The organism is Dehalococcoides sp. (genome assembly GCF_041654235.1).
Taxonomy (GTDB): Bacteria; Chloroflexota; Dehalococcoidia; order Dehalococcoidales; family Dehalococcoidaceae; genus Dehalococcoides; species Dehalococcoides mccartyi_B.
The window spans coordinates 1-6,849 of sequence record NZ_JBAZDW010000067.1 but is presented as its reverse complement, the minus strand read 5'-3'; the positions used below and the strand labels follow the sequence as shown (position 1 = coordinate 6,849).

At 46.3% G+C, this 6,849-nt stretch carries 10 protein-coding genes; 8 read left to right on the top strand and 2 right to left on the bottom strand.

Going from position 1 to position 6,849, the window contains the following annotated elements:
- Positions 1–586 precede the first annotated feature (586 nt).
- The 7 genes from WC259_RS07170 to WC259_RS07140 all read left to right on the top strand — a co-directional run bounded on the left by WC259_RS07170 (position 587) and on the right by WC259_RS07140 (position 3,741).
- Positions 587–1,114 (top strand): hypothetical protein, encoded by a 528-nt coding sequence (locus WC259_RS07170; protein WP_372643909.1) that lies wholly within the window; start codon positions 587–589, stop codon positions 1,112–1,114.
- 132 nt (positions 1,115–1,246) lie between these two features.
- On the top strand, positions 1,247–1,438 hold the full coding sequence (locus WC259_RS07165) for an addiction module protein (RefSeq protein ID WP_372643905.1): 192 nt from the start codon (positions 1,247–1,249) through the stop codon (positions 1,436–1,438).
- Positions 1,435–1,728, top strand: a complete 294-nt coding sequence (locus WC259_RS07160; protein WP_372643902.1) for a type II toxin-antitoxin system RelE/ParE family toxin — start codon at positions 1,435–1,437, stop codon at positions 1,726–1,728. The genes WC259_RS07165 and WC259_RS07160 overlap by 4 nt, the downstream gene beginning before the upstream one ends.
- Before the next feature lie 268 nt (positions 1,729–1,996).
- Positions 1,997–2,152, top strand: a complete 156-nt coding sequence (locus tag WC259_RS07155) for a hypothetical protein (protein ID WP_372643899.1) — start codon at positions 1,997–1,999, stop codon at positions 2,150–2,152.
- Between the two features lie 439 nt (positions 2,153–2,591).
- Positions 2,592–3,059 (top strand): DNA-binding protein, encoded by a 468-nt coding sequence (locus tag WC259_RS07150; protein ID WP_372643896.1) that lies wholly within the window; start codon positions 2,592–2,594, stop codon positions 3,057–3,059.
- Positions 3,060–3,235: 176 nt separating this feature from the next.
- Positions 3,236–3,451 (top strand): addiction module protein, encoded by a 216-nt coding sequence (locus WC259_RS07145; RefSeq protein WP_372643893.1) that lies wholly within the window; start codon positions 3,236–3,238, stop codon positions 3,449–3,451.
- Positions 3,448–3,741: a type II toxin-antitoxin system RelE/ParE family toxin gene (locus tag WC259_RS07140; RefSeq protein ID WP_372643890.1), complete on the top strand. Its 294-nt coding sequence runs from the start codon at positions 3,448–3,450 to the stop codon at positions 3,739–3,741. The genes WC259_RS07145 and WC259_RS07140 overlap by 4 nt, the downstream gene beginning before the upstream one ends.
- Positions 3,742–3,822: 81 nt before the next feature.
- Here the strand turns inward: WC259_RS07140 and WC259_RS07135 are convergent, their stop codons facing one another.
- A complete protein-coding gene (locus WC259_RS07135; protein ID WP_372643887.1) occupies positions 3,823–3,954 on the bottom strand; it encodes a hypothetical protein in 132 nt (43 codons plus the stop codon).
- Between the two features lie 59 nt (positions 3,955–4,013).
- Entirely contained in the window at positions 4,014–5,345 is a 1,332-nt protein-coding gene (gene ltrA, locus WC259_RS07130; RefSeq protein ID WP_372643884.1) for a group II intron reverse transcriptase/maturase, read from the bottom strand.
- A gap of 541 nt (positions 5,346–5,886) precedes the next feature.
- Here ltrA and WC259_RS07125 point away from each other — a divergent pair.
- On the top strand, positions 5,887–6,168 hold the full coding sequence (locus WC259_RS07125) for an LA_3696 family protein (RefSeq protein WP_372643880.1): 282 nt from the start codon (positions 5,887–5,889) through the stop codon (positions 6,166–6,168).
- The last annotated feature ends 681 nt before the right edge of the window (positions 6,169–6,849 follow it).

Here is a 6,849-nt window from a genome sequence, read left to right as displayed (position 1 = left end):
GCTGATGAAGTTGTTATTGGATTTGCCAGTAAGGGCGGGATGCTGGAAAGTATGGTAGCGGATGTAAAGGATAAAATAATAGTCAGGTTAAAAGAATGAATCCCGCCTTCGCCGTCACTTCGACAAGCTCAGTGCAACGCATGACTCCGTCCTCTGATTTATCTAAGCTTTTTTAAAATATTGGGGTAATTCTGGGGTAATTCCCCGGGAATTTAAAACATGAGTAGAAACAAGATCAGATGTTAAGGTAATGCTTTTACAAACAGGAGAAGCTTATTATTTGGAGGTAAAAAAATAATACCTAAAAATTCTTGACAGCATCTTTGGCAAATTCTTGTTTGACGCCTTTTTTTCACTAATGTATAATGCTACTAATGTTACCATATAAAATGCGGATTTTCTGCATTCGTGCCCCTAACCCATTGGAATAACGTGTGTTGCCGGAAAGATGCAACAGCGTGTTATCCGGAAGCAAAACTTGAGTACAGGTTTATCTGGAAACCATATAAACAGTAGTTAGCCATCTCGTCACTATTGCGGGAAGCATAAGTTTTGTGACATTCCGTTGAGGAGACAAAGAGCCGCCATGAAGAAACAAACTCGTCTTGTCATCAAAGAACCTGACGTTTTCGGTATTCTCTCCGCCACTTGGATTCTGGCGTGTAATGACGAAACCGAAATGATGACTTATGAAGGCATAAAACATCGGCTCAATCTTCAAGACGACTTCGACATCAAAGGGCTTATACAGAGTCGGGGTGAGTTGTTTCGCAAGGGGTTGCCACGTTATCGCTTGAGGGAATGGAAAGAAGCAATGCTTGGAGGACGCCATCGTCCTTCATGGATTCTGGATATAGAAGACCCATCCATCCAAAAGCAAAGAATAGAGGCATTGACCGTTGATGATGTCTTCAGAAGTCAGTTTAGAGCAGAGAAAGACGCTCCTCGTTCACCGATTGAAATCATTGATTGGGGATTGCAACACATTGACCGACTTAGGAAAGCGAGTCTGGAAGCCAAAGAAGAATCCATCAAACGTTGGCAATTGTGGGCAGTGCTCATTGTAAGCATCATCAACTTTGCTGTCACCATCACAGTCGCAATAATCAAATAGAAAAAGTCACAAAACACACGCACACCGACCACGACACGTACGCGGCTTTCTGGCGAAGGTGGTTGGCATAGTTGGACGTTGGCTTCAAACCAATAAGAAAGGAAGTAAGCTATGACTCTCAATCTAGGGGGAATGACCACAGAGGAAAAGCTCAAGGCAATGGAAATGTTGTGGGATGACATTTGCCGGAGTGCTCCTGATTTCTCTTCACCTTATTGGCATGAAAATGTTTTAAAAGAAAGAGAACAGAGACTGAGAGATGGCAAGGACAAGTTTGTAGATTGGGATCAGGCCAAGAAAGATATACGGGATTCGGTTTCATGAAAATAAAAATCCTTGAATCGGCGAAAAAAGATTTGAAGGAAGGTTTTTATTTTTATGAATCACAAGAAAGGGACGTAGGAAGCTATTTCCTGGAATCCCTGTTTTCTGATATCGAATCGCTTAGGTTGTTTGCGGGCATACATAGCACCCACTTTGGCAAATACCACCGTCTTCTTTCAAAAAGGTTTCCCTTCGCTGTCTATTACCGTATTGAGGAAGATGAGGTAAGAATCTATGCTGTTCTAGACTGCCGAAGAGATCCTGCATGGATAAGAAAACGACTCCAATAAGCGAATAAATCATTCAAGCGGAAGGGCGTGAAGCGTGATTGATTTTTCTGGAAGCCCGTTAGTTGTCCGCGCCTTATTTCTATCGTTAGCCTGCTTGATACTACCGAAGATTTTACGAAACACGGGGGTAATTGATGCGGATTTTCTGCATTCGTGCCCCTAACCCATTGGAATAACGTGTATTGTCAGAAAGATGCAACAGCGTGTTATCCGGAAGCAAAACCTGAATACGGGTTTATCTGGAAACCATTAGGAGTCAAAGGAAACTATGGACAATATCGTGATCATTGGATCGTCAGGTCATGCCAAAGTCATCATCGACATTGTACAACAAGAAGGCAAATACAACATAGCTGGACTGCTGAATTGGGATTATGACAGGAATAATCCATCATGTAGGGGCAGGCCCCCGTGCCTGCCCTGATAATACCAACGAACAACCGTTAACCAACGAACAACCGTTAACCAACGAACAACCACAGGGGGTTGCCCCTACGATGTCGTTGTCGGATATTGTGCATCGATTCAAAACAATGACGACAAAAAAATATATTGATGGCGTTAAACAAAATGGGTGGACACCATTTCCCTACAAATTATGGCAAAGGAATTATTTTGAACATATAATCCGCAATATAGACGAATTGAATCGAATCCGGGAATATATTGTGTACAATCCATTGAATTGGGATTATGACAGGAATAATCCATCATGTAGGGGCAGGCCCCCGTGCCTGCCCTGATAATACCAACGAACAACCGTTAACCAACGGGCAACCACAGAGGGTTGCCCCTACAGGGGGTTATTCATTGGAATTGGAATCAAAAACAGGCAAAAGCGTCATAACAAGCGAGGACGAGGAATGATTGTTTCGTCGTTTGGCAATACGGAATTACTGAAACTGCGCAAGACCGCCTTTCTCTGCAGCCGAGAAATCCCTGCTTCGGTGGTGCTCAAATGCTATGATTGGGCCATCGAACAGCGGGAAAAACGCAACTGCGTTATAAGCGGTTTTCATTCAAAGATAGAGAAGGATGTTTTTCATTACCTGCTTGCCGGCACACAGCCGGTTATCATAGTGCTGGCGCGTGGAATGAAAGAAAAAATCGAGCCGGTATTAAAAACGGCAATCGATGCCGGCAGATTATTGATGGTTACACCGTTTGAGGATAACGTAAAGCGCGTATCAGCAGAAACCGCAGAAAAGAGAAACCGGTTTATGATTGAATTGGCTGATGAAGTTGTTATTGGATTTGCCAGTAAGGGCGGGATGCTGGAAAGTATGGTATCGGATGTAAAGGATAAAATAATAGTCAGGTTAAAAGAATGAATCCCGCCTTCGCCGTCACTTCGACAAGCTCAGTGCAACGCATGACTCCGGCTGGTAGTGGGGGCGGGGTTAAGAAATAAAATATTGGGCTAACAAATCGTTCCACCTGACATTTTTCCGCTATGCTCCAAAATGCAGGTGAACTCAAACATTAGGCAGTTAAATGGAGGAATATTATGGAATCAGCGGATCAATTAGCAAAGAAAGCCATGGGGCTTGGGCCAACAGAACGAATTCGGCTAGTTGAGGCCATTTTATACAGCCTCGACAAGCCAGATCCAGATATCGAAAAGAGTTGGATCGCCGAGGCTGAAGCACGATTTGAAGCATATAAACGGGGGGAGCTTGCGGCAATCGATTGGGATAAAATCAGAAAGAGGTATGAGCGTTGAAGGTTCGGTTGATATCCCCCGCTAATCTTGAATTGGATGAGGCTATAAGGTACTACGACCACCAGTTACCTGGGTTGGGCTTTCGCTTTTTCCAAGAAGCATCGGCAGCTATCGAACGTATAAGGCTTATGCCAGAGGCATGGACGAAAGTAGGCGCGCGAACACGACGTTGCATCCTAAAGGGTTTCCCCTATGCTCTTCTTTACGTGATAGAAACAGATGAAATTCTAATCATGGCAGTGGCGCATCTTCACAGAGATGCGGAACATTACAAGGATAGAATCATGTAAATCTGCTAACAACGGCATGAAAGCGGACGGGCTATATCCCGCGGCATCGGAGAGTGCCTGGGTATCAAGATTCTTTTCATATCAGGTATTCTGGGTATTCTGGGGACCTGGGTAGAGTAGAGAACTGGCAATGACCGCTTTGGGCTGGCTTATCTGTTTCCGTCCCTTTCGTTTGACGGTGCCTAAATAGCCGTACCATAGTAGACTTGCCAATCCTCCCTCATCAAACCGTGCATGCGGTTTTCCCGCACACGGCTTTCCGATGCTCTTCACTACAAGGCATGCGCCCTCGTCCAAACCGCTGTTGTCGGCACTTTGTAAAGCCCGTACCTCTCGTACAACGCCCGGTATTTAAACCTTGCGTATCCCGTCTTCCTGTCTCTGACCTTGTGCCGCTTGCGCAGATGCGTTACCAACCGCTGCTCCACATGGTGCCGTATATGGCCCATTGCTTTGCTGCAATTACGATAGTGAAAATAGCCTACCCAGCCGCGCACGGTGGCGTTGACCTCGTTCACTACCCATACAAGCGGCATAATCGCCCGACTTCTTGTCGTAAGATGGGTAACCCGGTCTTTGATGGTTTGTAAGGATTTCTTTGAAGGTTGGACATGGGGGTAATGATTCCCCGTTTTTCTGCCTTTCCCCATCCAGATGGTAAATCCGAGGAAGTCAAACTTCCCTTTGAAGGCATTGACTATCCGCGTCTTTGCCTCGTTCAGGGTGAGTCCCAGTCTCTCCAGTATTCTCCGCAGTATCAACATTGGTCGTTCGGTTCCACGCCGACACAAAACAAGAATATCATCCGCATAGCGCACTATGTGTGCGCCGAGTTTCTTCTCCAGTTGATGCCGCTTCCATATCCTGTCCAAAAGGTGCAGATAAAGGTTGGACAACAACGGTGAGATTACTCCCCCCTGCGGTGTGCCTTTGCGATTGCCTTTGCCGCCGCTGATGTTCCTCTGCTTCCCATCCCTGCCCTCTTCCTTAACCGGGGCTTTGAGCCACATCTTTATGATGCGAAGTATCTCGCCATCACTGATTCGCTCAGCAACCACAGCCAGAAGGTTGGCATGGGGGATGGTGTCAAAGTATTTGCTCAAATCAGCATCAATGATTTCGGTATACCCTCTGTTCATGGCATAGGCTACGTCATCAACTGCTTGGTGGGCTGACTTCTTGGGTCTAAATCCGTATGAGGTCTCACAAAAGTCCGCTTCAAAAATCGGCTCGATGACCAATTTTACGGCCATTTGGGCTACCCTGTCCCGTATGGTCGGGATACCCAACGGTCGTTTGTCGCCGTTGCTCTTAGGTATCATGACCCGCTTCACGGGTTCGGGTCGGTAGGTCTTACTCTTCAGTGCTTCTTCCAACTCCGCCAGAAAGGCGGTTATCCCCTCTCCCGTTTCGATGGCCTCGAAGGTAACACCGTCTATCCCGGCGCTCCCTTTGTTGGACCTGACAAGGTTGTAGGCATGACTGAGGATGTCCGCCCGGTATACCTTGTCGTACAAGGCGTAGAAACGATAGGCTTTCTCCTGCTTGGCCTTGCGGTAAAACTTCCTCTGTAGTGTCCTGATGTTTTCAGGGGTTATTAGCATCTCTGCAATCCCTTATCCCTCCACTCTTCGGTTGCGTGAACAAAGTAGGGCTCCTTCCCTCGAGCAGGGTTATGTTGTCCCTTGCCCTCAAACGGTACTATGAACCCCTCCGACTCCCGATACAGCCCGCCGCGATTTCGTTGCCTTATACGCGCCAGTTTGATTCCCTCAACCGTCACTGTATCGGGTCTCCAGCACTGGACTGTTTGTCTTCCGCAACATGCCGCCCCTGCTACCCCGGGAAATCCCACGAACCGCTTCCGTTTTCCAAGTCCGCGTCTTCGGCCTTCCCCATGTGTCCACTGGGTCGGCATCTCCATTAAAGTTTATCGAGGCTACCTGTAGGTTCACTTGCGTTACGGCCTGCTGCTTTGCCAATTGGAAACTTACGACCCCTTGTTACCAAGACGCCGCTCCCTTGAGCTACCGGGGCGAATCGGACAATTTCCCGGACGGGACTTCAACCCGTAAGATCAAACAGTTGTTACTGCATACGGACACAATACCTAACTAATACTTAGCAAATTAAAAATTAAGTATTGTGTCCCCAGAATTAAGTAAAATACCTTCCACTCTCAGAGAAAAACTTGGTGAAGATGGCGTTGATGCTTTAATTGAATTGCTGGACAAAGTGACCGGAAAAACAAAAGAAGAAACTATGGAAATTTTATCCGAACGTACGGGAAAAAAATTGGCCGAATTAGAAGGCAATCTCTTAACAAAAATTGAATCAGTTCGGTCAGAAATAATTAAATGGATGTTTGTATTCTGGATAGGCCAGATAGCCGTATTAACTGCAATTTTTAAACTTATAATTATTTAAAAACTTTCATACAGAACAGTGTGGTCTCCTTCACTAGCTTGCCACTGATCATGCCCTGAAACGCCTATTGCGGGCAGGAGATGTTTGACGCCCCCGACGAACTCCCAAACCCCGAGGAGGAGAAAAGGCCGGGGACGAGAATAGATACAGGGGAAGCTACCGGGAGTCTGGCCGCTTTCCTTCCGGCAAGGTGATTGACGCTTGTCCAGGTACCGTCGTATGGGCCGGGATACAGCCAAGAGGATAGGGCACAAGACTGTGGAAAGCCCACAGAGAAGTTTTTAGGTCGGCTGTCCAGGTAACACGGATAGTAATGAAAAAGCGGGGTTGGCTGATCATCCTGTAGCTTGACTGGGAGCAAGGAATTCTTTGTGTTCTGCCAGTTTATGATGGTGAGAAATTCGAGAAATTTCTTACTAAGTTTCCGTTACCACAGCCCAGAATTTATATGAACATCATGAACATTCGGCAGCAATAGAGTATATTTCGTGAATGATTCTATGAGGAGCCGTGTGCGTTAATTGCGCAAGCACGGTTCTATGAGGGGGGGTATAACTGTTGCGGCTAGCAATAAATGAACCCAAACTAGCCTAAACGGATAGAATTAAATGACCCTTACAAGGGTTTTTCTTTTTTGAGGAAGAAGTATAACAGAAAAAACGAAGAGGCGTTAACCCTGTG

Excerpts from the sequence above, each read along its gene's own strand:
- WC259_RS07170 (WP_372643909.1), top strand. The coding sequence starts at position 587 with ATGAAGAAACAAACTCGTCTTGTCATCAAAGAACCTGACGTTTTCGGT.
- WC259_RS07165 (WP_372643905.1), top strand. The coding sequence starts at position 1,247 with ATGACCACAGAGGAAAAGCTCAAGGCAATGGAAATGTTGTGGGATGAC.
- WC259_RS07160 (WP_372643902.1), top strand. The coding sequence starts at position 1,435 with ATGAAAATAAAAATCCTTGAATCGGCGAAAAAAGATTTGAAGGAAGGT.
- WC259_RS07155 (WP_372643899.1), top strand. The coding sequence starts at position 1,997 with ATGGACAATATCGTGATCATTGGATCGTCAGGTCATGCCAAAGTCATC.
- WC259_RS07150 (WP_372643896.1), top strand. The coding sequence starts at position 2,592 with ATGATTGTTTCGTCGTTTGGCAATACGGAATTACTGAAACTGCGCAAG.
- WC259_RS07145 (WP_372643893.1), top strand. The coding sequence starts at position 3,236 with ATGGAATCAGCGGATCAATTAGCAAAGAAAGCCATGGGGCTTGGGCCA.
- ltrA (WP_372643884.1), bottom strand. The coding sequence starts at position 5,345 with ATGCTAATAACCCCTGAAAACATCAGGACACTACAGAGGAAGTTTTAC.